Here is a 20919-nt window from a genome sequence, read left to right as displayed (position 1 = left end):
CGCCCGACTTCCCGCTCGACTTCCCGTCCTGTCTGCTGCCACCGGCCTGCCGCCCCCGGCTTCCGCGCCGTGACCCGGCTGCTCGCCGCGGGCGGCCTCGTCGTCGCGACCGCCGGGCGCGGCTGGGCGGCGCCGGGTGAGGGCGCCCCGACACCGTCGGCCGTCACCCTGTCCGAGATCTCGGTGGTCCCCGCGGCGCCTCCAGTCATCCCCGCGACGGACGGGCCCGGCGCCAGCGCGGGCTATGTCGGCGGCGTCACCGGGATCGGCGGCGCCCTGCTGAGCGTCGACGCGGCCAGCGCCGGCCTCATCGGCGGGGCGGTCCTCAACGCCCGCCCGGTCACGCGGCCCGGCGAGGTGCTGGAGGCAGTGCCGGGCCTGATCGTCACCCAGCACAGCGGGGAGGGGAAGGCCAACCAGTACTTCCTGCGCGGCTTCAACCTCGACCACGGGACCGACATCGCCATCAGCGTCGACGGCATGCCGGTCAACATGCGCACCCACGCCCACGGCCAGGGCTACGCCGACCTCAACTTCCTCATCCCCGAACTCGTCGGCGCGGTGGAGTACCACAAGGGGCCGTACTTCGTGCGCGACGGCGACTTCGCCTCCGCGGGCTCGGTGCGCATCGACTATCTCGACACCGTGCGGGAGAATCTCGCGCTGACCTCGATCGGCAGCTTCGGCTACAAGCGGGCCCTGTCGATCGCCTCGGCCCCGCTGGGCGAGGGCACCCTGCTGGTGGCCGGCGAGGCGCAGGTCTACGACGGGCCGTGGACCGTCCCGGACGCGCTGCGCAAGCTCAACGGCGTCGCCCGCTACAGCCAGGGCACGGCGCTGGACGGGTTCGCGGTCACCGGCATGGCCTACGCGTCCCGCTGGACGGCCACCAACCAGATCCCGGAGCGGGCCGTCGGCGCGGGCCTGATCGGCCGCTACGGCACCCTCAACCCCACGGATGGCGGCGACACCGCCCGCTTCTCCCTGTCGGGGCGGTTCAGCGCGACGGACGACACCGGCATCACCCGGGCCTCGGCCTACGTGATCCGCTACCAGATGAACCTGTTCAACGACTTCACCTACTTCCTCAACGATCCCGTCGGCGGCGACCAGTTCCACCAGCTCGACCAGCGCGTCCTCGGCGGCGGCGAGGTGCTGCACAACTTCCAGGGCGACCTGTTCGGCCGGCCGCTGGAGGTCGAGGTCGGCGCCCAGACGCGGACGGACTCGATCCGCGTCGGCCTGTTCAACACCGCCTTCCGCCAGTACCGCTCGACCGTGCTCGACGACCGCGTGCTGGAATCGAGCGGCGCCCTCTACCTCGACACGCGGGTGCGCTGGACCGAGTGGCTGCGCACGAGCGTCGGCGTGCGGGCGGACGGCTACTACGCCGACGTCCGCTCGGACACGCCGGCGAACTCGGGACGGGCCACCGACGGCATCGTCAACCCGAAGCTCGGCCTCGTGCTCGGACCGTGGTCCGACACCGAGATCTACGTGAATTACGGCGGCGGCTTCCACTCGAACGACGCGCGCGGCGTCACCGCCACGGTCGATCCCGCGAGCCCCCTGTTCAACATCACCCGGTCGCCCTTCCTGGTGCCCTCCACGGGCTACGAGCTCGGCCTGCGCAACCGGTCGATCGCCGGGCTGGAGACGAGCCTCGCGCTGTTCCGGCTCGACTTCGCCTCGGAGAACATCTTCCAGGGCGACACCGGCACCACGGAGCCGAGCCGCCCGACCCGCCGGTTCGGCGTCGAGTGGACGAACCGCTACGCGGTGACGCCGTGGCTGTCCCTGGACGGGGATCTGACGATCACCAAAGCCCGGTTCTCCAGCTACGACCCGGCGGGCAACCGGGTGCCGGAGGCCCCCACGACCATCGCGTCGGCGGGCGTGACCTTCGGCGAGCCCCTCGGCTGGTTCGGGAGCCTGCGGGTCCGCTATTTCGGGCCGCGCCCGCTCATCGAGGACAACGCGATCCGCTCCCGGGCGACCGCCCTGCTCAACGGCCGCATCGGCTACCTGTTCGACACCGGGGTGAGCGTCTCGCTGGACGTGCTCAATCTGACGAACAGCAAGGCCGACCAGATCACCTACGCCTACGTCTCGCGCCTTCCGGGCGAGCCCGCCGAGGGGCTGATCGACCGCGTCTTCCACCCGGTGGAGCCCACGGCCGTGCGCCTGACGATCGCCGGGCGGTTCTGACCGCCAGCGCCACGACGACACGCGGGTCCCGACTCCCTCGCGGCAGACCCACGCCGCGACGGACTTCGTCCCGGCGTCCCGGTCGCGTCAGCCGCCGCTGCGCGAGACCCGGTAGTCGCGCGGGGTCAGGCCGTAGGTCTCCCGGAACGCGCGACTGAGCTGGGCGCCGCTCCCGAAGCCGTAGGCCTCCCCGATCGCGCCGATCGACCGCGGCTCCAGCGGATTGTCGAGGGCGGCCCGCACGGCCGCGAGGCGCTGCCGCGCGCGGTAACGCGCCACCCCACCTTCCGGCTCGAACAGGCGGTAGAGCTGGGAGCGCGATATGCCGAGCGCCCGCGCGATCGCGTCGATCCGGGGCGGCGTGTCGAGCTGGCCGCGGATGAACCGCTTCGCGGCCCTGAGCCGGGCGGCCTCGAGCGGCGCGGCCGCGCGGGCCGCTCCCTCCAGGCTCGGGCGCGCGCAGGCCGCGACCATGTGGAGCGTGGCCTGCGCGATCGGGGCGGCGTCGGTCGCGGTGATCGCGCCGCTATGCGCGGCCAGGCTCCGGATATGGTCGGCGAGCAGGCGGCCCGCGCCGCCGGTCAGGATCAGTCCGTGCATCGCGTCCTCGTCCGGCAGCACGGTGGCGATGGAGGCGCGCGGGACGGCCAGGATCAGCGAGTCCGTCTCCGGCACCCGGCTGCGGCGGTACGGCTGCGACAGGTCGTTGAGGCTGACCGCGCCCGCCGGAACCTCCGCCACGCCCCGTTCGGTCTCGACGCTGTAGGCGTGCCGGCTGAGGTGCAGGACGAACCCGTCCTGACCGTCGCGCCGGATCCGGGAGCGGGATCGGGCCGGCCCCTGCGGTGCGGCGCTCATGACGCGCAGGGCCATCGGGCCGATCAGCGTCGTCTCGATCCGGCCCGAGAAGCCGTGCGGATCGGCATCGAGGTCGTGGGCTGCGAACAGCGCGCGCCACGCGGCGAAGCGGTCGCGCTCCGGCAGGGCATCCGTCGTGAAGAGGGAACGGGGTACGACGTTCACGGCGGGACCGATGAGCGAGGGTTGAGTGATTTTACCTTACGTTGCGCGATCGACCAGTGCGCACGGGACACAATCTACGATCTGACGCGACCCGCTCCCGCGGGGTGACAGTCTGTACCCCGGGGCCATCGTCCCATCGCGGCAGTGCCGCGATGGGACGACCTTCGGGCCACCAGGGCTTGCGAGAAACATAACGCGTTATATAATTGATGTCGGGAGAACCGACATGCCGGCAGACATCCTCGACGAACTCGGGCCGCTGTTCCTGGGCAGCCGCCTCAAGCGCCTCGCCGACCGCTTCCAGGCCGACGCCGCCCGGATCCTGCGGGACGAGGGGCTCGGCATCCAGCCGGCCCAGTTCCCGCTCCTCGCCGCCATCGACCGCTACGGACCGCTGACCATCGGCGACGCCGCCGCCGCCCTCGGCGTCAGCCAGCCGGCGGCCACGCGCACGGCGGCGAGCCTCGTCGCGCTCGGCTTGCTCGAAGAGGCGCGGTCGGACGCGGACCTTCGCCAGAAGGCGCTGTCGCTCAGCGGTGCGGGCAAGGCCCTGATGGCGCGCGCCAAGGACGCGCTCTGGCCGCGCGTCGACAGGGCCGTCGCGAGCCTGTGTGCCGGCCTGTCGGGCCCCCTACTGGACCAGGTCGCCGCCCTGGAGCGCAGGCTCGACGCCGTCCCGTTCGCGGCCCGCATCCGCCAGGACGGCGCGGCCGGCGACGCCGCGACGGGCCTGACGATCCGGGACTACACGGACGCGCTGGCGGACCGCTTCCGCGACATCAACGCCGAGTGGATCGAGGCGATGTTCGCGCTGGAGGAGAACGACCGCCGGATCCTGTCCGATCCCCGCGGCGAGATCCTGGACCGCGGCGGGCTCATCCTGTTCGTTGAGTCGGCGGATCTCGGGATCGTCGGCACCTGCGCGCTGATGCGGACGGAGGCGGGCTGCTACGAGCTGACCAAGATGGCCGTGTCCGCGCGGGCCCGGGGCCGCAAGGCCGGCGAGCACCTGCTGCGGGCGGTGCTGGCCCGCGCCGCGGCCATGGAGATCGAGACGCTCTACCTGCTGACCAACACCAAGTGCGCGGCCGCCGTGCACCTGTACGAGAAGGTCGGGTTCCGGCACGACCCGGAGATCATGGACCGGTTCGGCCGGCGCTATGCCCGCTGCAACGTGGCCATGCGCTATCCCCTGTGACGCCGCGCGCCCGACGCGCCGAGGGCGACCCGTTCCCGGCCGTGCGCGGGCCCGCGCGGCGCCGCAGCGAGCCGCTCCCATCCGCGGAGGACAGCCGCGCACTCTGCGTCAGATCTCGTTCAGCAGTGACGATGCGCGGACAGACAAAATGATGGGCGCGAAGATTTCAACTGAAAATTGATTTGGGCGATCTGTTTGTGAGAGCATCAGCAACAGATCCCGTAACGGAATCTTATCGTCACGCTTCCATCTTGGCGGTCTCGCTCTGGAGCTGCGCTCGGACAATGAAAGCTTGGTTCGCGAAACTCTCGATCCAGCACCGGCTGGTCGGAGCACTCGGGCTGCTCATCGTCTGTCTGCTCCTCGTCGGCGGCGTGGGCCTGCACGCCGTCGGCGATCTCGCCGAGGACCAGATCCGCCTCGGCAACGGCACCCTGCCCAGCGTGCGCTACGCCGGCGAGCTGCGCGGCAACGTGATCGACGTGCGCGTCAGCGTCGTGAACCACATCCTCTATCCCGAGGCCGCCCACATGCGGGCCGAGGAGGCGGCCCTGGCGAAGAAGACGGAGGCGGTGGCCGCCGCGATGCGCAACTACGCGCCGCTGATCGACGGTCCGAAGGAGCGCGCGCTCTTCGACGTGTTCGACCGGGAATGGAAGAGCTACCTAGCGGCGATCCCGGCCGTGCTGGAATACTCGCGGACGGGCCGCAAGGATCTGGCGCTGCGCGAGAGCTTGGTCGGCGTCCGCCCCCACATCAAGGCGGCCTCCCAGGCGCTCGAGGAGATCGTGGCGCTCAACAACGCCAGCGGCGAGACGGCGATCGCCCAGGGAGCGGCCGCCGCCTCCGGCGCGAAGCGGCTCATGCTGGCGATCGGCGCCATCGCCCTCGTGCTCGCGACCGCGCTCGGCGCGCTGATCGTGCGGAGCATCGCCGCCAGTGTCCGCGCCGTGCTGGAACCGATGCGGCGGCTGGCGGCCGGGGACCTCGCGGTCGCGATCCCGCACCAGGGGGAGCGGAACGAGATCGGCCAGATCGCCGACGCCGTGCAGGTCTTCAAGGATTCGGGGATCGAGGCGCGGCGGCTGGCCGCCCTTCAGGCCGAGGCCGACGCCGCCAAGATGCGCCGCGCCGAGCTGCTCGACCGCATCACCCGCGGTTTCGAGCGGGAGGCCGGGGCGCTCACGGACGAGCTCACCGCCGCCGCCACCGAGATGGAGGCGACCGCCGCCTCGATGACCGAGATCGCCGCGCAGACCAACACCCTCGCGGCGAGCGTCTCGGTCGCCGCCGAGCAGACCTCCGGTAACGTCCAGCAGGTCGCGAGCGCGACCGAGGAGATGGCGGCCTCCGTGCAGGAGATCAGCGGGCAGGTGACCCATTCGGTGGAGATCGCCGCCTCGGCCATCGCCCGCGCGCAGGAGACCGGCACCATCATCCGGGAGCTGTCCGACAGCGCCAACCGGATCGGCGCGGCCGCCGGCCTGATCTCGGGCGTGGCGAGCCAGACCAACCTCCTCGCCCTCAACGCCACCATCGAGGCGGCGCGCGCCGGCGAGGCCGGCCGCGGCTTCGCGGTGGTGGCCGCCGAGGTCAAGACGCTGGCCGAGCAGACGGCCCGGGCGACCCAGGAGATCTCCGCCCGGATCGGCGCGATCCAGTCCGCCACGCGGGGCGCGGTGGAGGCGGTCCACGGCGTGAGCCGCACGATCGACGACATGTCGGGCATCGCCACCCACATCGCCTCGGCGATCGAGGAGCAGGGCGCGGCCACGCGCGAGATCGCGCGGAACGTCCAGGCGGCCGCGCACGGGACCCGGCAGGTCACGGGCCATATCGGATCGGTGCGCGAGGGGGCCGGCGAGACCGGATCGGCCGCGACGCAGGTTCTTGACGCCGCGCGCACCCTCGCGGTCCGGTCCGACGGGCTCAGCCGGGCCGTCCGCAGCTTCCTGGACGAGGTCCGGGCCGCCTAGAGCTGCGCCCGATCGAGGCGCGACGGGGCGATCGCCGAGCCCGTGCCGTCCGCGGTGCGGGCCGCTCTCCCGCACGGCAGAGGGGGCATGGCGAGGCTGCCCCGCCGGAGCGTCTGTCTCCCGGATCTATAATCCGGAACGGTGCACAACGACCGGGACCGCCGCCCGCGTGGGGCCTCGGCGCGCCGGTCGGCCCGGGGATCGGGCCGCCACGCCCGCGCTCAGTTGCAGCCGTCGCAGATGCTGCGCTCGATCTTGTTGAGCCGGGCGCGCTCGTGCTCCTGCACGGCGCGCGGCGGCACCTCGCCCGGGCCGAGGGACGTGCCGGGGGGTTTGGTCACGCCGAGGCTGTTGGTGTTCGGCGCCGTGATCGTCGTGGCCGGGCCGCCGCCCGTCCCGGTCTGGTCGGGCGCCAGGCCCTGGGCCGCGAGGGTGGCCGGGACGGCCAGGCTCAGCAGGGCCAGGCCCGCGGAGCGGAAGAGGGTTCGGGTCATCGTACCTCCCGTCGTCGAGCGCGCGTGAAACAGCTTGGCAGTATCCGTCGCCTCCCGAAACCGCCTTCGTCCAGTCGTGAGCCGGATGGCTCCACTATCCACCGTAATCCGACTGGCCGATAGAGTCCCGACTGCGCTCGGAGCGATCGCTTGGCGGACCGGTTCGGCTGCCGGCCCGGTCAGTCCGATCCGATCGCGCGATCATCGGGCGAAATCTATCCGGTCAGATCTTAGTCGATCGCTAATAAATATTAGCTAAGTATTTACAAGAGCGGGATCGGGTCCCGTCGGGAGCGGATCCGGGAACAGGGAGCCTCGCATGTGCGTCGCGTGTGACTGGGCGCCCCATTTCCAGGCCTTCGGGGGCGGGCGCGCCGTCAATCGGCGCGCGGTGCTGCGGTCGGGCGCGGCCATCACCGCGACGGCGCTCGCGCTGGACCTCGTCCCGACGGGCGCCCGCGCCGAACCGGGGAGCGGCCGCGCGGCCGCCGCGGGGCCCGCCGACGTCGTGTTCCACAACGGCCCCGTCTACACGGTGGCGGGGCCGGCCCCCTGGGCCGAGGCGGTCGCGGTGCGCGGCAACACCATCGTCCATGTCGGTGACGCGGCCGGCGCGCTGGCGCTGGCCGGCCCGGCCACGCAGGTGGTGGATCTCCAGGGCCGGCTGCTGATGCCCGGCTTCGTCGAGGGCCACACCCACCCCTTCCTCGGCGCGTTCCTGACGTCCGGGGTCGACCTGCAGCGCGAGAACCTCGCCCAGGTCCTCGCGGCCATCGAGTCCTACGCGAAGGCGCATCCGACCGGGCCGATCCGCGGCTTCGGGTGGCGCGTCGACATGTTTCCCCCGGAGGGCCCCAACCGGGCCGAACTCGACGCCATCCTGCCGGACCGGCCGGCCTTCTTCTTCGCCATCGACGGGCACAGCCTGTGGGCCAATTCCAAGGCGCTGGCGATGGCCGGCGTCGACCGGGACACGCCCGACCCGATCCCGCGCTTCAGCTACTACGCGCGCGACCAGAAGGGCGACCCCACCGGCTACGTGCTCGAGGTCAACGCGGTCCTCGGGCTGGTCAACGCCGTGGAACCCATCAGCGTCGCCGCCATGGGCAGCCTGCTGGAGGGCTGGCTGCCCAAGGCCGCGGCCGCCGGCATCACCACGGTCTTCGACGCGGGCGTCCCGCCCGTCGGCAGCGATCAGGCCGCCATCATCGCGCTCTACGTGGAGGCCGAGAAGCGCGGCACGCTGCCGTTCCGCGTCTCCGCCTCCTACTCGGTGAAGTCGCTGCCGATCGACGACACGGTCGAGCAGTTCAACGCCGTGCGTCGGCAGGTCTCCGGCGAGCTCGTGCACGTCGACATCGTGAAGATCGTCGGCGACGGCTCGCAGGGCGGCTACACGGCGTGGCTGATCGAGCCCTACGCCGACATGCCCGACTCGACCGGAGGGTCGCCCTTCACCGAGGCGCAGTGGCACGACCTCGTCGGCGCGGTCGACGCGGCGGGCTTCGACGTCCACGTCCACGCCTGCGGCGAGCGGACCGCCCGCGTCGCCCTCGACGCCATCGAGAAGGCCGTGGCGAACAACCCGGCCCGCGACCGGCGGCACGCCATCGCCCACTTGGTCTATGTCGAGGACAGCGACGCGCCCCGCTTCGCCCGGCTCGGCGTGACCGCGCAGTTCTCGGCCAACTGGTCTTCGGCCGATCCCGACACGCTGCAGAACATGATGGCGCGCTACGGCGCGCGTCGCGCCAGCCGGATGTACCGGACCAGGACGATCCTGAAGCAGGGCGGGCGGGTCTCCTTCGGCACGGACTGGCCGGCGGCCGGCTACGTCTCGACCTACGAGCCCCTCACGTCGATCCAGGTCGGCGTGACGCGGCAGCTGGTCGGCCGGCCGGACGCGCCCGTGCTGAGCCCCGCCGACGAGCGCCTGACGGTCGCGGAGGCGATCCACGCCAACACGATGGGCGCCGCCTACCAGCTCCGCATGGACGACAGGATCGGGTCGGTGGAGGTGGGCAAGCGCGCCGACCTGATCGTCCTCGACCGCAACATCCTGACGATCGATCCGCACGAGATCCACCGGACCAAGGTCGCCCTGACCATGATGGACGGCGTCGTGCGGCACCGGGCCTGAGGAGCTGGCCGACCGGTCAGGGGCCCGGCGCGGCGCCGGCGGCCGTCCCGCCCGGATCCGCGAGCCGGTCCGCCACCAACCGGCAGAACGCCTCGGCCGCAGGCGGCATCGTCCGCCCGGCCTTCTTGATCAGGCAGACCGGACGCTCGAACAGCGGGTCGTCGATCGGCCGCGAACGGAGCAGGGGCTCGGCCCGGATCTCCCGCGCCGCGCCCGGGAGGATCGTCAGGCCGAGGCCGGCCCGGACCATGCTGACAGCGGTCATCATGTAGGTGGCCTCGCAGGCCACGCGGGGCAGGCGGCCCGAGCCGACGAAGGCGCGGTCGACCACCGCCCGCACGCTCGTGGCCGGGTCCATCAGGATCAGGGGGTGCTCGGCGAGCGCCGCGATCGTGACCCGGGGCAGCGCGCCGATCGGGTGATCGGCGGGATAGATCACGTGCAGGGCGTCGCGCGTCCGGTGCAGGACGCCGATCTCCGGATCGCGGACGTCGCCGCCGACGATGCCGAGATCCGCCTCCTCGTCGCGCACGAGGTCGAGCACCCGCTGCGCGATGACGTCCTTGATCCGAAACGTCACGGCGGGGTGCTCGGCGCGGAAGCGGACAATCGCGTCGGACAGCACGCTCGCCGCGAAGGACGGCAGCGTCGCGACGCGCACGACCCCGTGGCGCCGTGCCGCGAGGTCGCGGGTGTCGACCACCACGGCGTCGAGGTCGCGCAGCACCCGCTCGAACACGGGCAGCAGCTCGCGGCCGAGCCGCGTCGGCGCGACGGTGCGGCTGGTCCGGTCGAGGAGCCGCCCGTCGAGCATCTCCTCCAGGCGCTGGACCTGAACCGTCAGGGCGGGCTGCGACAGGTTCAGCAGGGCGGCCGCGCGGGTGAAGCTGCCGACCTGGACGACGGACACGAAGGCCCGGACTTGCCGCAGGCTGAGATCCATAATCTCAGGCTATCGCTGCGATCCGATCTTTTCAATTGTATCATGAAGCCGTCCGCCGTTTCCTGACCCGATACAGGCGCGGATCCGAACCACGCCGGCGCCAACGGGAGGAACGGATGCTGGCCCTGCTCGGCCTGTGCACGATCGCGCTGCTGCTCGCCGCCATCCTGACCAAGCGGATGTCGCCCCTCGTGGCGCTGATCGTCATCCCGGTCGCGGCCGCCCTGATCGGCGGGTTCGGATTCGACACCGGCAAGTTCGTCCTCGCCGGCCTGCAGAGCCTCGCGGGCGTCGTCGGCATGTTCGTGTTCGCGATCCTGTTCTTCGGCATCGTCAGCGATGCCGGGATGCTCGACCCGATCATCGACCGGATCCTCGCCCGGGTCGGCACCCGCCCCACCCGGATCGTGCCCGGCACCACCCTGCTGGCGCTGCTGATCCACCTCGACGGGTCGGGCGCGGTGACGTTCCTGATCACCATCCCGGCGATGCTGCCGCTCTACGACCGCGTCGGCATCGACCGGCGCGTCCTGGCCTGCGCCGCCTCGATGGCGGCGGGGGTGAATTTCCTGCCCTGGACCGGGCCGATGATCCGTGCCTCCGCGGCCCTCAAGCTGCCGATCCCCGAGATCTTCTCGCCCCTCGTGCCGGTACAGGCGGTCGGGCTCGTCTTCATCTTCGCCGCCTCGTACTGGCTCGGCCTGCGGGAGGAGCGCCGTCTGGCCCTCGTCCCCGGGGCGACGGGGTCCGCGGGGGCCGCGCCCGGCCCGGCCACGACCGCCCGGACCCTCAGCGACGCGGAGCGGGCCCTGCGCCGGCCCGACCGCTTCTGGATCAACATCGTCCTCACGGCCGCGGTCCTCGGGACGATGGTGTTCCTGGCCGAGAAGGTGCCGCCGGCGCTGATGTTCATGCTCGGCACGGCGCTCGCGCTGGTCATCAACTACCCGCAGGTCGACGCCCAGCGGCAGCGCGTCGACGCGCACGCCAGGGCCGCGATCCTGATGGCCTCGATCCTCCTCGCCGCCGGCGTGTTCACCGGGATCATGCAGGGCACCGGCATGCTCAGGGCCATGGCCCAGACGGCCGTCACCTTCGTGCCTCCCGAGATGGGGCGCCACATCCCGTTCGGGCTCGGCCTCGTGTCGATGCCCCTGTCGATGCTGTTCGACCCGGACTCGTTCTACTTCGGCGTCCTGCCGGTGGTGGCGGAGGTGGCCCACCAGCTCGGCGTCCCGCCGGTCCAGGTCGCCCAGGGGGCGCTGCTCGGCCAGATGACGACGGGCTTCCCCGTCAGCCCGCTGACGCCCGCGACCTTCCTGGTCTGCGGCCTGACCGGGATCGACCTCGCCGACCACCAGAGATTCACCTTCCCGTTCCTGCTGGCGGCCTCGGTGGTGATGACCCTCGCCTGCGTCGTCTTCGGCGTCTTCCCCATCTGAACCCCTCTGACAGCGGAGAGCGCGCCATGAGAACCGTCCGCCTCGGCGCCGGCGCCGGCTATGCCGGAGACCGCATCGAGCCCGCCGTCGAACTCGCCGAGCGCGGCGACCTCGACTACCTCGTGTTCGAGTGCCTCGCCGAGCGCACCATCGCGCTGGCGCAGCAGGCGAAGCTGCGCGACCCCGAGGGCGGCTACGATCCGCTGCTGGAGGCGCGCCTGCGGGCCGTGCTCGGGCCGTGCCGGGCCCGCGGCATCCGCATCGTCACCAACATGGGCGCCGCCAACCCGGTCGCCGCCGCCCGGAAGGCCGGGGCGCTCGCGCGGGAGATGGGCCTCGCCGGCCTGCGGATCGCCGCGGTGACCGGCGACGACCTGCTCGACGCGGTGCGGGCGGGCGACTTCGTCCTGGAGGAGAGCGGCGAGCCGGTCGCCGGCCTCGGCAACCGCGTCGTCTCGGCGAACGCCTATCTCGGCGCGGCGCCGATCGTGGCCGCCCTCGCGGACGGCGCCGACGTGGTCATCACCGGCCGCGTCGGCGACCCGGCCCTGTTCCTGGCCCCCCTGGTGCACGCCTTCGGCTGGGCGATGAACGACTGGGAGCGCCTGGGCCGCGGCACCCTCGCGGGCCACCTCCTCGAATGCGCCGGCCAGATCACCGGCGGCTACTTCGCCGATCCGGGCTGCAAGGACGTACCGGACCTCGCGCGCCTCGGCTTCCCCATCGGGATCGTGGCCGAGGACGGCACGGTCGAGATCACGAAGGTCGCGGGCTCGGGCGGCCGGATCAGCCTCGCCACCTGCAAGGAGCAGCTGCTCTACGAGGTGCACGACCCGGCGCGCTACATCCAGCCGGACGTGGTCGGCGACTTCTCCGATGTCGAGATGGAGCAGGTCGGCCCCGACCGCGTCCGGGTGCGCGGCGCGACGGGCGCGCCGGCGACGGGCCTCCTGAAGGTCTCGGTCGGGTACGTGGACTCCTATATCGGTGAGGGGCAGATCTCCTACGCCGGGCCCGGCGCCCTGGCCCGCGGCCGGCTCGCCCTGTCGGTGGTGCGCGAGCGCCTCGCCCTCACCGGCGTGGCGACGACCGAGCTGCGCTGCGACCTGATCGGCGTCGACGCGCTCCACGGCGCGGCGCTGTCGGGCGGGGGGGAGCCCTATGAGGTCCGCCTGCGCGTCGCCGGGCGGACCGAGACCCACGCCGAGGCCGTGCGGATCGGCAACGAGGTCGAGACGCTCTACACCAACGGCCCGGCCGGCGGCGGCGGCGCCTGGAAATCGGCCCGCGAGGTGGTGGCGGTGCAGTCGGTCCTCGTCCCGGCCGCCCTCGTCCGGCCGCGCGTGCACGTCGTCGAAGCCTGAGAGCCGGGAGTCCCGAGGATGAAGCTGCGCGCGCTCGCCCATGCCCGCACGGGCGACAAGGGCAACACGTCGAACATCGCGCTGGTCGCCTACGACGCGGCCGATTACGAGCACCTCGCGGCGCACGTCACGGCCGAGCGGGTGCGGGCGCATTTCCGCGGGATCGTGACCGGCGACGTGACCCGCTACGCGCTGCCGAAGCTCGGGGCGCTGAACTTCGTGCTCTCGGGCGCGCTCGGCGGCGGCGTCACCCGCTCCCTGGCCCTCGACGCGCACGGCAAGGGCCTCGGCGCCGCGCTCCTCGATCTGGACATCCCGGACCGCAGCGCCGGCCGAGCCGCGCGGGGAAGCCCGAGACGGTGAGGGTCGAGGCCGCCGGGGCGAGAGCGAGCGTATCCATGCCCACCGACCAGCGCCCGGCCGCCGCGGCATGATCGCGAGGCGGGTTCGAACCAGAGGCCGCCCATGACCGTTGACGGTCGTTCAGCGTGACCGTTCGAAGAGCCCAGATGGACCGCCCCCGCCGCGTCGGACTGCCCTGGTACACCCCGGAGCAGTACCCAGCCCTGCGCACCAGCCTCGCGGACGGCGCCAAGCTGCCCCCCGATTACGAGACCTGGCGCGTCGCCACGGAGCAGATGGAACGGGAGGTGCAGCGCAGCGGCGTCGAGGTCGTGCGCGTGCCGGTCGAGCCGGAGATCTTCGCGGCGTGGTGCGAGCGCGCCGGGCTCCCGCGCGACGCCGCGGCGCGCGCCCGGTACGCGGCCGCCGCGCTGGCGGCGGACTGGGCCGTCTGAGAGCGGGCCCCAAGCCGGGCGTCGTTCGACGGGCCCCCGCGCCCGCGTCACGGATCACGTCGATCCCGCCATCCCTGCCGGGTTGTTCTGCGAGGACTAGCACATCGCAGTAGAGCGCTTGCGCGCAACTCTTTTCCGCCGATCTCACGCGACTCGTCCCGACGGGTCGGTCCGGGTAAATCTCGCAAATTAGAATTATTACATGTTGATTTTGTCTCTGATCTGCAACTGAACTGCCGTTATAGGCTCACAGGCGGGCTTGACCTATTGCGTTCCTGTACGGCGGCCGCGCAGATGGAGGTCTCGCAGCCGAATCCGACCGCGGCGGCTGCAGCGCCTAAGAGTTGCCTGCATGTGCGTCGATTTCGCCCCCGCTCCGTCCGATCGACCACAGAAGCGCCTCCCGTATTGGGGGCCGCTCCTGCTGTCGGCGGCTGTCGGTATCTCGTTGCCCGCCGACGAGTTGGCCGCGCAGCCGGTGAGCGGCGGGCAGACTGCTGTCACCCTCGACGAGATCCAGGTTGTCGGACAGGGAGGATTGTCGCCCAACACGGCGACCGGGCCGGTCAACGGTTACGTTGCCAAGGCGAGCGCGTCCGGCACGAAGACGGACACGCCGATCATCGAGACGCCGCAGACGATCAACGTCGTGGGGGCCCGTCAGATACGCGACGAGGGGGCCTCGACGCTGGCCGAGGCCCTGGCCTACACGCCCGGCCTGAGCAGCCAGGCCGTGGGCGGCTTCGCCAAGGTCTCCGACGGTTTCACGATCCGCGGCTTCACCGTCGAGGCGGGCAACTCGGGACTGCTGCGCGATGGTCTGAAGCTGCAATCGGGCGTCTATGACGGGACGCAGGAGCCGTACGGGCTGGAGCGCCTGGAGGTCCTCAAGGGCGCGGCGTCGATCCTGTACGGCCAGCTCTCCCCCGGCGGCATCGTCAACGCCGTCAGCAAGCATCCGCTCCAGACGCCGTTCAACGAGATGAACGTCAGCTTCGGCCAGTACAATCGCAAGGAAGTGTCGGGCGATTTCACCGGACCGCTCACCGACGACGGCGCGTGGTCGTACCGGCTGACCGGGCTGATCCGCAACAGCGACAGCTATCTCGCGTACACGCCCGACGACAAGCGCTACATCGCGCCCGCGATCACGTGGCGGCCGTCGACGGCGACCTCCGTCACGCTGCTCGGCTACTACCAGGAGATCCACACGCGCTTCCAGCCGCCGCTCTCGGCGGTCGGCACGCTGCTGCCCAACGGGCAATTCCCCCGCTTCGCCATCGACCGGTTCTACGGCGAGCCCGCCTTCGACCGCTACGATTCCCGATCGGGCGCGATCGGCTACCAGATCGATCACGCCTTCTCGGACTCGGTCCGGCTGCGCCACGCCCTGCGCTACTACCAGTCGGGGGTCGACTGGGACTACCTGCTCCCGAACGGGCTGCTGGCGAACCGGCAGGTCGCGACGCGCGGCATCAGCATGCGCAACGAGAACGCGACCGGCGTGGCGTCGGACACCTCGCTCGAGACGAAGTTCGTCATCGGCCCGACCGCCCACACGCTGCTGACCGGCATCGACTACTACCGCAGCTTCCTGAACTCGGAGCGCTACACCAGCGGCACTGTCGGCAATCTCAACGTCTATGCCCCGGTCTACGGCCTGACCTACCCGCGGATCAACTACGCGATCAACACCGGCTCGAAGAGCCTGCTCGACCAGGTCGGCATCTACGTCCAGGATCAGGTCAGGTTCGACCGCTTCGTCTTCCTGGCCGGCGGCCGCCAGGACTTCGCGCGCACGCAGGTCCTCACCTACCGCACCGGCGCGCAGCTCGATCAGAACGACAGCGCCTTCAGCGGGCGGCTCGGCCTGCTCTATCTCGGCGATTACGGGCTGGCGCCCTACGTCTCCTACAGCCAGTCCTTCCAGACCTTCGCGGTCACTGACCGGAACGGCAACCCGTTCCAGCCCTCGCTCGGCGAGCAGTACGAGGGCGGCCTGCGCTGGGAGGTGCCGGGCGCCGACACCCTGCTCAGCGCCGCGGTCTACCGGATCAACCAGACGAACGCGCTGGTGGCCGACCCGGTCAACCCGGTCTTCAGCACGCAGGCCGGGCAGGTCCGCTCGCAGGGCTTCGAGGCCGAGGCGCGGACGAATTTCGGCCCGCTGGAGGCCGTCGCCTCCTACTCGTACACCGATGCCCGGCAGACGCGGACCACGGTCGCGGCGAACTTCAACCAGCGCCTCGACCTCGTGCCCTACAACCAGGCCGGCGTGTTCGGCACCTACGACATGGGCATGTTCGGGATCCCGGGCCTGCGGCTCGGCGGCGGCGTGCGCTACGTCGGCAGCTCGAACATCTCGGGCGCGACCTTCGACTCGCGCGCGGCGACCCTGTTCGACCTCGTGGCGCTCTACGATTTCGGCGTCGCCGACCCGAGCCTCAAGGGGTGGCGCGCCCAGATCAACGCCCGCAACGTCCTCGACCATTCCTACGTCACCTGCGTCACGGTGAATGGCTGCCGGTACAGCGAGCCGCGCAACGTGTTCGGGACGCTCACATACCGGTGGTGAGTCTCTCGCCGGCGGCCGCCCCCACGCGGGGCGGCGGGTCCGGACGCGGCGGGACCGCGCCCGGGCATCCGCGTCGGACGGCCGCCGTGACCCCGCCAGCGTCGGCCCCGGCCGGATCGGCGCGCGGTCCCTGATCCGACGCGCCCCTGCGCCCGCCGCAGACCGGGAGCGCCGCGCGCTCCGGGTCCCCGCGGCCCCTCGTCCCGCGCGCGGGAGAAGAGGCCCGCGCCGAACGCGGCGCCGGAGCCGCCGTCCCGTCGGGATCGACGCGGGCCCTCGCGGAAGGGCCCGCGCCCGGATCAGGCTTCGGCCGCGTCGAGGGCCTCGGCGAACGCGTCCTGGAACGCGGTGCTCCGGAGGATGTCCAGGTGCCGCGCGCCGGGAACGATCCTCAGGTCCGCGACGGGCGCCAGCGCGCTCCAGTCGCGCAGGCGCTCCGGTCGCGTCAGCGAATCCGCGGCCTGGAAGACGTGCACGGGCCGCGACAGCGGCGCGAAGGCGTGGCGCTTGGCCCGCACGCGCTTGTCCAAGAGGGCCCACAGCTCGAACTCGCGCGCCGTCAAGTCGGGCCCGTCCGCGGGCAGTTCCGGGTTGTCGACGAGGTAGGCGTCGAGCGCCTCCCGCTCGTCCGCGTCCATGCGGGCGATCAGCCCGCGCCACTGCTCGGCCATCCGCGAGCCGTCCAGCCAGTCCGCGCGGCGCCGCGCGGCCAGCGCCCGCGTGTCCGCGTCCAGGGTCCGCGGCGCCGCGAAGGGCACCGACTCGAACACGTCCACGAGGCCCAGGAAGTCGACGCGCACGCGCCCGTCGAGACGGCGCGCGGTCTCGTAGGCGAGGTCGCCGCCGGACGACCAGCCGACCAGCGCGCACCGGCCGCCCGGCGCGTGCGCGGCGATGCACTCCGCGTAGGCGCCGCTCAGCGCGGGCACGTCGTACCCCTGCCAGCGCGCCTCCGTGTAGACGTGGCTGACGAAGCCGTGGACCGGCCGCTCCGGCCCGAGCCGTGCGGCCAGCGCGGCGAACTCGGTCGCGTTGGCGATCAAGCCGGGGACGCAGAAGAGCGGGATCCGTCCGCCCTCGCGGCGGAGATGGACGATCTCCGGCCCGCGCGGAGCCGCCGGCGCGACGCGTTCGGCGAGGTCGGCGAGGCTCTTCGCGCCGAGGATCTGCGCGAGGGTGAGGGTCTTGCCCCCCGCGACGCCCTCCCGGCGGATGCGCGCGAGCATCTTCAGGCTCAGGATCGAGTCGCCGCCGAGGTCGGCGAAGGCGTCGTGGCGGCCGATCGCGGACGGATCCAGGCCGAGGAGGTCGGCCCAGAGGGCGGCGAGCGCCCGCTCCGTCCCGTCCCGGGGCGGATCCTTCCCGTCCGTCCCGCGCGCCGCCTCCAGCGACGCCAGGGCGCGCCGGTCGAGCTTGCCGTTGGGGGTCAGGGGCAGCGCGTCGAGCCGGGTCAGGCTCGTCGGCACGAGGGCCGGCGGCAGGCGCTCGGCGAGCCGGGCGCCCAGCGCGGCGAGGTCGAGGTCCGGATCGGCCACGACGTAGCCGGCGAGGCGCGGGCCCTCCACCCCGTCGGCCTCCGGTTCGGCGAGCGCGATGACGGCGGCGTCGCGGATTCCCGGAAGCTCGCGCAGGGCCGCGGTCGCCTCGCCGGGCTCGACCCGGTGGCCCCGGATCTTCACTTGGTCGTCGGCCCGGCCCACGAAGGCGAGGCTGCCGTCGCGGAGAAGCCGGACGCGGTCGCCGGTCCGATAGAGGCGCGCCCCGGGGCCGGCGTGCGGGTCCGGGACGAACCGCTCGGCGGTGAGGCCCGGCCGGTCGAGATAGCCCCGCGCGACCTGCGGCCCGCCGAGGTAGAGCTCCCCCGTCGCGCCCGGCGGCACCGGTGCGAGGAATCCGTCGAGCACGCGCGCGCGGACGCCCGGGAGCGGCGTCCCGATGGGCGCGCCGCCGGCCCAGCGTCCGGCCCCGTCCTCCGGGCCGAGCGCACCGCCACGGTGCTCCGCCCCCGCGCGGACCTCCTGGCACAGCGCGCCGACCGTCGCCTCGGTCGGCCCGTAATGGTTGACCACCCGGCAGCCGGGCTTCAGCGCGGCGATCCGGTCGACGAGGGGCCAGCGCAGCGCCTCGCCGCCGAGGATGAGGAGCCGTTCGGGCAGCGCGGCGGCGGGGTCGGCCGCCTGGAGCAGGGCGCCGAGGTGGCTCGGCGCGATCTTCAGGGCGTCGACCTTCCGGCCCCCGGCCGCGTCCCCCCCGACCGCCGCGGCGAAGCGGTCGGGGTCGAGGGCGGTCTCGTGGTCGAGGAGGTCGAGTTCCGAGCCGCCGGCCAGCGCGCCGAACAGCACGGTGTTGCCCAGGTCGGCCGCCACGGTCGAGGCCATGGCGACGCGGCCGCCGGCGGGCAGGCCGACGCGCGCGAGCATCCCGGCCACGTACTGCGCGAGGCCGCCGCGGGTCACGACGACCCCCTTAGGCCGGCCCGTGGAACCCGAGGTGTAGAGGATGTAGGCCGCCGCGTCGGGATGCGGCGGCGCGGCCGCGAAGGGCGGGGCCGCCGCGTCCTCGGCCGGGTCGAAGCGCGCCGCGATCACCGGCCGGTCGGGCCGGTCGCCCGGAACAGGGTCGCCCAGGACGAGGCAGGCCCCGCACTCGGCCACGAGGTCGGCCCGGCGGGCGGCCGGCAGGCCGGGATCGATCGGCACGTAAGCGGCGCCGGTCTTGAGGATCGCCAGGAGGCCGAGCACCCATTCGGGGCCGCGGCCGAGATGGAGGGCGACCCGCGTCTCCGGCCCCGCCCCGTCCGCGGCCAGCCGCGCGGCGAGGCGGTCCGAGGCGGCATCCAGCTCGGCCCGGCTGTGGGAGCGCCGGCCCTGCCGCAGGGCGGGCGCCTCCGGCGCCTCGGCCGCGCGGGCGCGCCAGGCCGCGACCACGTCGAGCGCGACCCCGTCGAGCGCGGCCGGGGCGGGGGCGGGGCTCGCCAGCGCGTAGAGCGGGCGATCGGGTTCGGCGACGGCCGCGGCGAGCAGCGTCGCGAAGGCCTCGGCCAGGCCCGCGACGGTCTCGGGGTCGAACAGGTCGCGGGCGAAGGCCAGGCGGCCGCACAGGCCCTCGGTGGAATCGACGAGATCGAGGCTGAGATCGAAGTGGACGTCGCCCCCGTCGAGGCCGCGCAGCCGCATCGGCCGGCCGGCGAACCGGGCGTCGGGCGGGGGCGCGGCCTGCTCGGTGACCTTGACCTGGAACAGCGGGTGGAGTCCGGGCCGACGCTCCGTCGCCGACGCTGCGACGATCCGGTCGAACGGCAGGTCGGCGTGCGCCTGGGCGGCCAGCAGCCGATCGCGGACCTGCCGGAGATGGGCGCGGAAACCGTCGCGCGGGTCGACGCGGGCCCGCAGGACCCCGATGCCCGTCAGGTGGCCGACCATGCCGCGCGTCTCGGGCCGCGCGCGGTCGGCGAGCGGCAGGCCGACGCGCACGTCCGCGCCGTCGCCGTAGCGCGCCAGCGTCAGGGCGAACCCCGCGAGGGCGGCCATGAACGGCGTCGCGCCCTCGCGGCGGGCGAGGCTTCGCAGGGGCTCGCTCACTTCGGGCGGGATCCGGAACGCGTGGATCCCGCCCGAAGCGGCGCGCTCCGCGCGGCGGGGCCGGTCGAGGGGCAGCGGCGTCTCGGCCGGGGACGCGCCCAGTTCCGAGCGCCAGTACGCGGCCTGGCGCTCGGCCTCCCCGGCCTCGAGCCGGCCGTGCTGCCAGAGGGCGTAATCCGCGTACTGCACGGGCAGCGGCGGCAGACCGTCGGCCCCCGCCTCCCGCGACCGGGCCGCGTACAGGGCATCGAGGTCGCGCAGCAGCAGGGGGATCGACTGCCCGTCGGCGGCGATGTGGTGCAGGCCGAGCAGGATCCGGTCGGTGCCGTACCCGAGGCGGTGCAACTCGACGCGGAGCAGGGGGCCGGCCTCCAGATCGAACGGCGTGCGGGCCAGGGCCTCCGCGAGGGCGTCGCTGGCGGCGGCGTCGAGCCCCTCGCGGACCCGGATCGGGACCGGGGCGGCCGGGTGGACGCGCTGGCACGGCTCGCCCTGCGGATCCAGTCCGAAGGTGGTGCGCAGCGGCTCGTGGCGCCGCACGAGGTCGTCGACGGCGGCCTGGAGCCGCGCCGGATCGAGGGTCCCGGCGATCTCGACGATGCCGGTCAGGTTGTAGGCCGGGCTCAGTGGCTCGCGTTGCCAGGTCAGCCACAGGCCGCGCTGCGCCGCCGAGAGCGGCAGCGCCGTCCTGTCTCCGTCCGCCGGGACGATCGGCAGGGTGGCGAAGTCGATCCCGTTCTCGGCGAGCTTGGCGAGGAAGGCCCGGCGCTGCTCCGGCGCGAGCCGGGCGAAGCGTCGCGCGATCTGCGTGGCCTGAAGGGTCATGTCCGCGTCGCTCCTGCCGCCGTCTCGATCGCGTCGAGCCAGCTCTCCATGTCGGTGAGGTCGGCCGCCCCGGCCCCGCCGGTGCTGCCGTCCGCGTCGATCCGGGCGGCCAGATCCGCCAGAGTCGGGTGATCGAAGACCGCGCGCAGCGGCAGGCGCGGTCCCAGGCTCTCCTGGACGGCGGCGACGAGCTTCATCACGAGGATGGAATCGCCGCCGCGCTCGAAGAAGGTGTCGGAGCGGGCGACGGCGTCGGGGCCGGGCAGGCCGAGCACCGCGGCCCAGAGATCGGCGAGGCGCCGCTCGGTCGCCGTGCGCGGCGGGTCGGCGTCCCGGGCGGGCACGTCCGCGTC

14 protein-coding genes are annotated in these 20919 nt (G+C 73.0%); 9 read left to right on the top strand and 5 right to left on the bottom strand.

Going from position 1 to position 20919, the window contains the following annotated elements:
- The first annotated feature begins 69 nt into the window (after positions 1–69).
- Positions 70–2208, top strand: a complete 2139-nt coding sequence (locus C4T42_RS19115) for a TonB-dependent receptor (protein ID WP_181049185.1) — start codon at positions 70–72, stop codon at positions 2206–2208.
- Positions 2209–2295: 87 nt separating this feature from the next.
- Here C4T42_RS19115 and C4T42_RS19110 read toward each other — a convergent pair whose 3' ends face one another.
- Positions 2296–3231 carry a helix-turn-helix domain-containing protein gene (locus tag C4T42_RS19110; protein ID WP_056533482.1) on the bottom strand — a complete coding sequence of 312 codons (936 nt, stop codon included), beginning with the start codon at positions 3229–3231 and terminating at the stop codon, positions 2296–2298.
- Positions 3232–3457: 226 nt separating this feature from the next.
- Here C4T42_RS19110 and C4T42_RS19105 point away from each other — a divergent pair, with 226 nt between their 5' ends.
- Complete coding sequence (locus C4T42_RS19105; RefSeq protein ID WP_091927673.1) at positions 3458–4429, top strand: bifunctional helix-turn-helix transcriptional regulator/GNAT family N-acetyltransferase; 972 nt, start codon at positions 3458–3460, stop codon at positions 4427–4429.
- Positions 4430–4713: 284 nt separating this feature from the next.
- Positions 4714–6405, top strand: coding sequence for a methyl-accepting chemotaxis protein (locus C4T42_RS19100; protein ID WP_103985626.1), 1692 nt, complete (start codon positions 4714–4716; stop codon positions 6403–6405).
- Between the two features lie 221 nt (positions 6406–6626).
- Here the strand turns inward: C4T42_RS19100 and C4T42_RS19095 are convergent, their stop codons facing one another.
- Positions 6627–6899: a hypothetical protein gene (locus C4T42_RS19095; RefSeq protein WP_020094328.1), complete on the bottom strand. Its 273-nt coding sequence runs from the start codon at positions 6897–6899 to the stop codon at positions 6627–6629.
- A gap of 319 nt (positions 6900–7218) precedes the next feature.
- On the opposite strand from C4T42_RS19095, the gene C4T42_RS19090 reads away from it, so the two are divergent.
- Positions 7219–9039: an amidohydrolase gene (locus tag C4T42_RS19090; RefSeq protein ID WP_020094329.1), complete on the top strand. Its 1821-nt coding sequence runs from the start codon at positions 7219–7221 to the stop codon at positions 9037–9039.
- 16 nt (positions 9040–9055) lie between these two features.
- Here the strand turns inward: C4T42_RS19090 and C4T42_RS19085 are convergent, their stop codons facing one another.
- Positions 9056–9982, bottom strand: coding sequence for a LysR family transcriptional regulator (locus tag C4T42_RS19085; protein WP_020094330.1), 927 nt, complete (start codon positions 9980–9982; stop codon positions 9056–9058).
- Positions 9983–10098: 116 nt separating this feature from the next.
- Between C4T42_RS19085 and C4T42_RS19080 the strand changes: the two genes are divergently transcribed.
- From C4T42_RS19080 to C4T42_RS19060, 5 genes are all read left to right on the top strand, one after another.
- Positions 10099–11424, top strand: a complete 1326-nt coding sequence (locus C4T42_RS19080; protein WP_103985625.1) for a citrate:proton symporter — start codon at positions 10099–10101, stop codon at positions 11422–11424.
- Between the two features lie 26 nt (positions 11425–11450).
- Positions 11451–12788: an acyclic terpene utilization AtuA family protein gene (locus tag C4T42_RS19075; RefSeq protein WP_103985624.1), complete on the top strand. Its 1338-nt coding sequence runs from the start codon at positions 11451–11453 to the stop codon at positions 12786–12788.
- A gap of 18 nt (positions 12789–12806) precedes the next feature.
- On the top strand, positions 12807–13151 hold the full coding sequence (locus C4T42_RS19070) for a hypothetical protein (RefSeq protein WP_103985623.1): 345 nt from the start codon (positions 12807–12809) through the stop codon (positions 13149–13151).
- A gap of 146 nt (positions 13152–13297) precedes the next feature.
- Entirely contained in the window at positions 13298–13585 is a 288-nt protein-coding gene (locus tag C4T42_RS19065) for a hypothetical protein (RefSeq protein ID WP_020094334.1), read from the top strand.
- A gap of 352 nt (positions 13586–13937) precedes the next feature.
- Positions 13938–16160 (top strand): TonB-dependent siderophore receptor, encoded by a 2223-nt coding sequence (locus C4T42_RS19060; RefSeq protein WP_244603228.1) that lies wholly within the window; start codon positions 13938–13940, stop codon positions 16158–16160.
- A 299-nt stretch (positions 16161–16459) separates the two neighbouring features.
- Here C4T42_RS19060 and C4T42_RS19055 read toward each other — a convergent pair whose 3' ends face one another.
- Both C4T42_RS19055 and C4T42_RS19050 read right to left on the bottom strand, forming a co-directional pair.
- Positions 16460–20566, bottom strand: a complete 4107-nt coding sequence (locus C4T42_RS19055; protein ID WP_103985621.1) for a non-ribosomal peptide synthetase — start codon at positions 20564–20566, stop codon at positions 16460–16462.
- A partial coding sequence (locus tag C4T42_RS19050) for a phosphopantetheine-binding protein (protein ID WP_146074008.1) occupies positions 20563–20919 on the bottom strand: 357 nt, incomplete at its 5' end. The genes C4T42_RS19055 and C4T42_RS19050, both read right to left, overlap by 4 nt.

The sequence above is a fragment of the Methylobacterium sp. 190mf genome, assembly GCF_900107945.1.
In the GTDB taxonomy this organism is placed as follows: domain Bacteria; phylum Pseudomonadota; class Alphaproteobacteria; order Rhizobiales; family Beijerinckiaceae; genus Methylobacterium.
The sequence above is the reverse complement of the archived record's forward strand: the minus strand, read 5'-3'. Positions and strand labels throughout refer to the sequence as shown.

Bases quoted from the DNA above. Each gene is read 5' to 3' on its own strand.
- C4T42_RS19095 (WP_020094328.1), bottom strand. From the start codon at position 6,899: ATGACCCGAACCCTCTTCCGCTCCGCGGGCCTGGCCCTGCTGAGCCTG.
- C4T42_RS19090 (WP_020094329.1), top strand. From the start codon at position 7,219: ATGTGCGTCGCGTGTGACTGGGCGCCCCATTTCCAGGCCTTCGGGGGC.
- C4T42_RS19105 (WP_091927673.1), top strand. From the start codon at position 3,458: ATGCCGGCAGACATCCTCGACGAACTCGGGCCGCTGTTCCTGGGCAGC.
- C4T42_RS19080 (WP_103985625.1), top strand. From the start codon at position 10,099: ATGCTGGCCCTGCTCGGCCTGTGCACGATCGCGCTGCTGCTCGCCGCC.
- C4T42_RS19075 (WP_103985624.1), top strand. From the start codon at position 11,451: ATGAGAACCGTCCGCCTCGGCGCCGGCGCCGGCTATGCCGGAGACCGC.
- C4T42_RS19085 (WP_020094330.1), bottom strand. From the start codon at position 9,982: ATGGATCTCAGCCTGCGGCAAGTCCGGGCCTTCGTGTCCGTCGTCCAG.
- C4T42_RS19070 (WP_103985623.1), top strand. From the start codon at position 12,807: ATGAAGCTGCGCGCGCTCGCCCATGCCCGCACGGGCGACAAGGGCAAC.
- C4T42_RS19060 (WP_244603228.1), top strand. From the start codon at position 13,938: ATGTGCGTCGATTTCGCCCCCGCTCCGTCCGATCGACCACAGAAGCGC.
- C4T42_RS19055 (WP_103985621.1), bottom strand. From the start codon at position 20,566: ATGACCCTTCAGGCCACGCAGATCGCGCGACGCTTCGCCCGGCTCGCG.
- C4T42_RS19100 (WP_103985626.1), top strand. From the start codon at position 4,714: ATGAAAGCTTGGTTCGCGAAACTCTCGATCCAGCACCGGCTGGTCGGA.
- C4T42_RS19065 (WP_020094334.1), top strand. From the start codon at position 13,298: ATGGACCGCCCCCGCCGCGTCGGACTGCCCTGGTACACCCCGGAGCAG.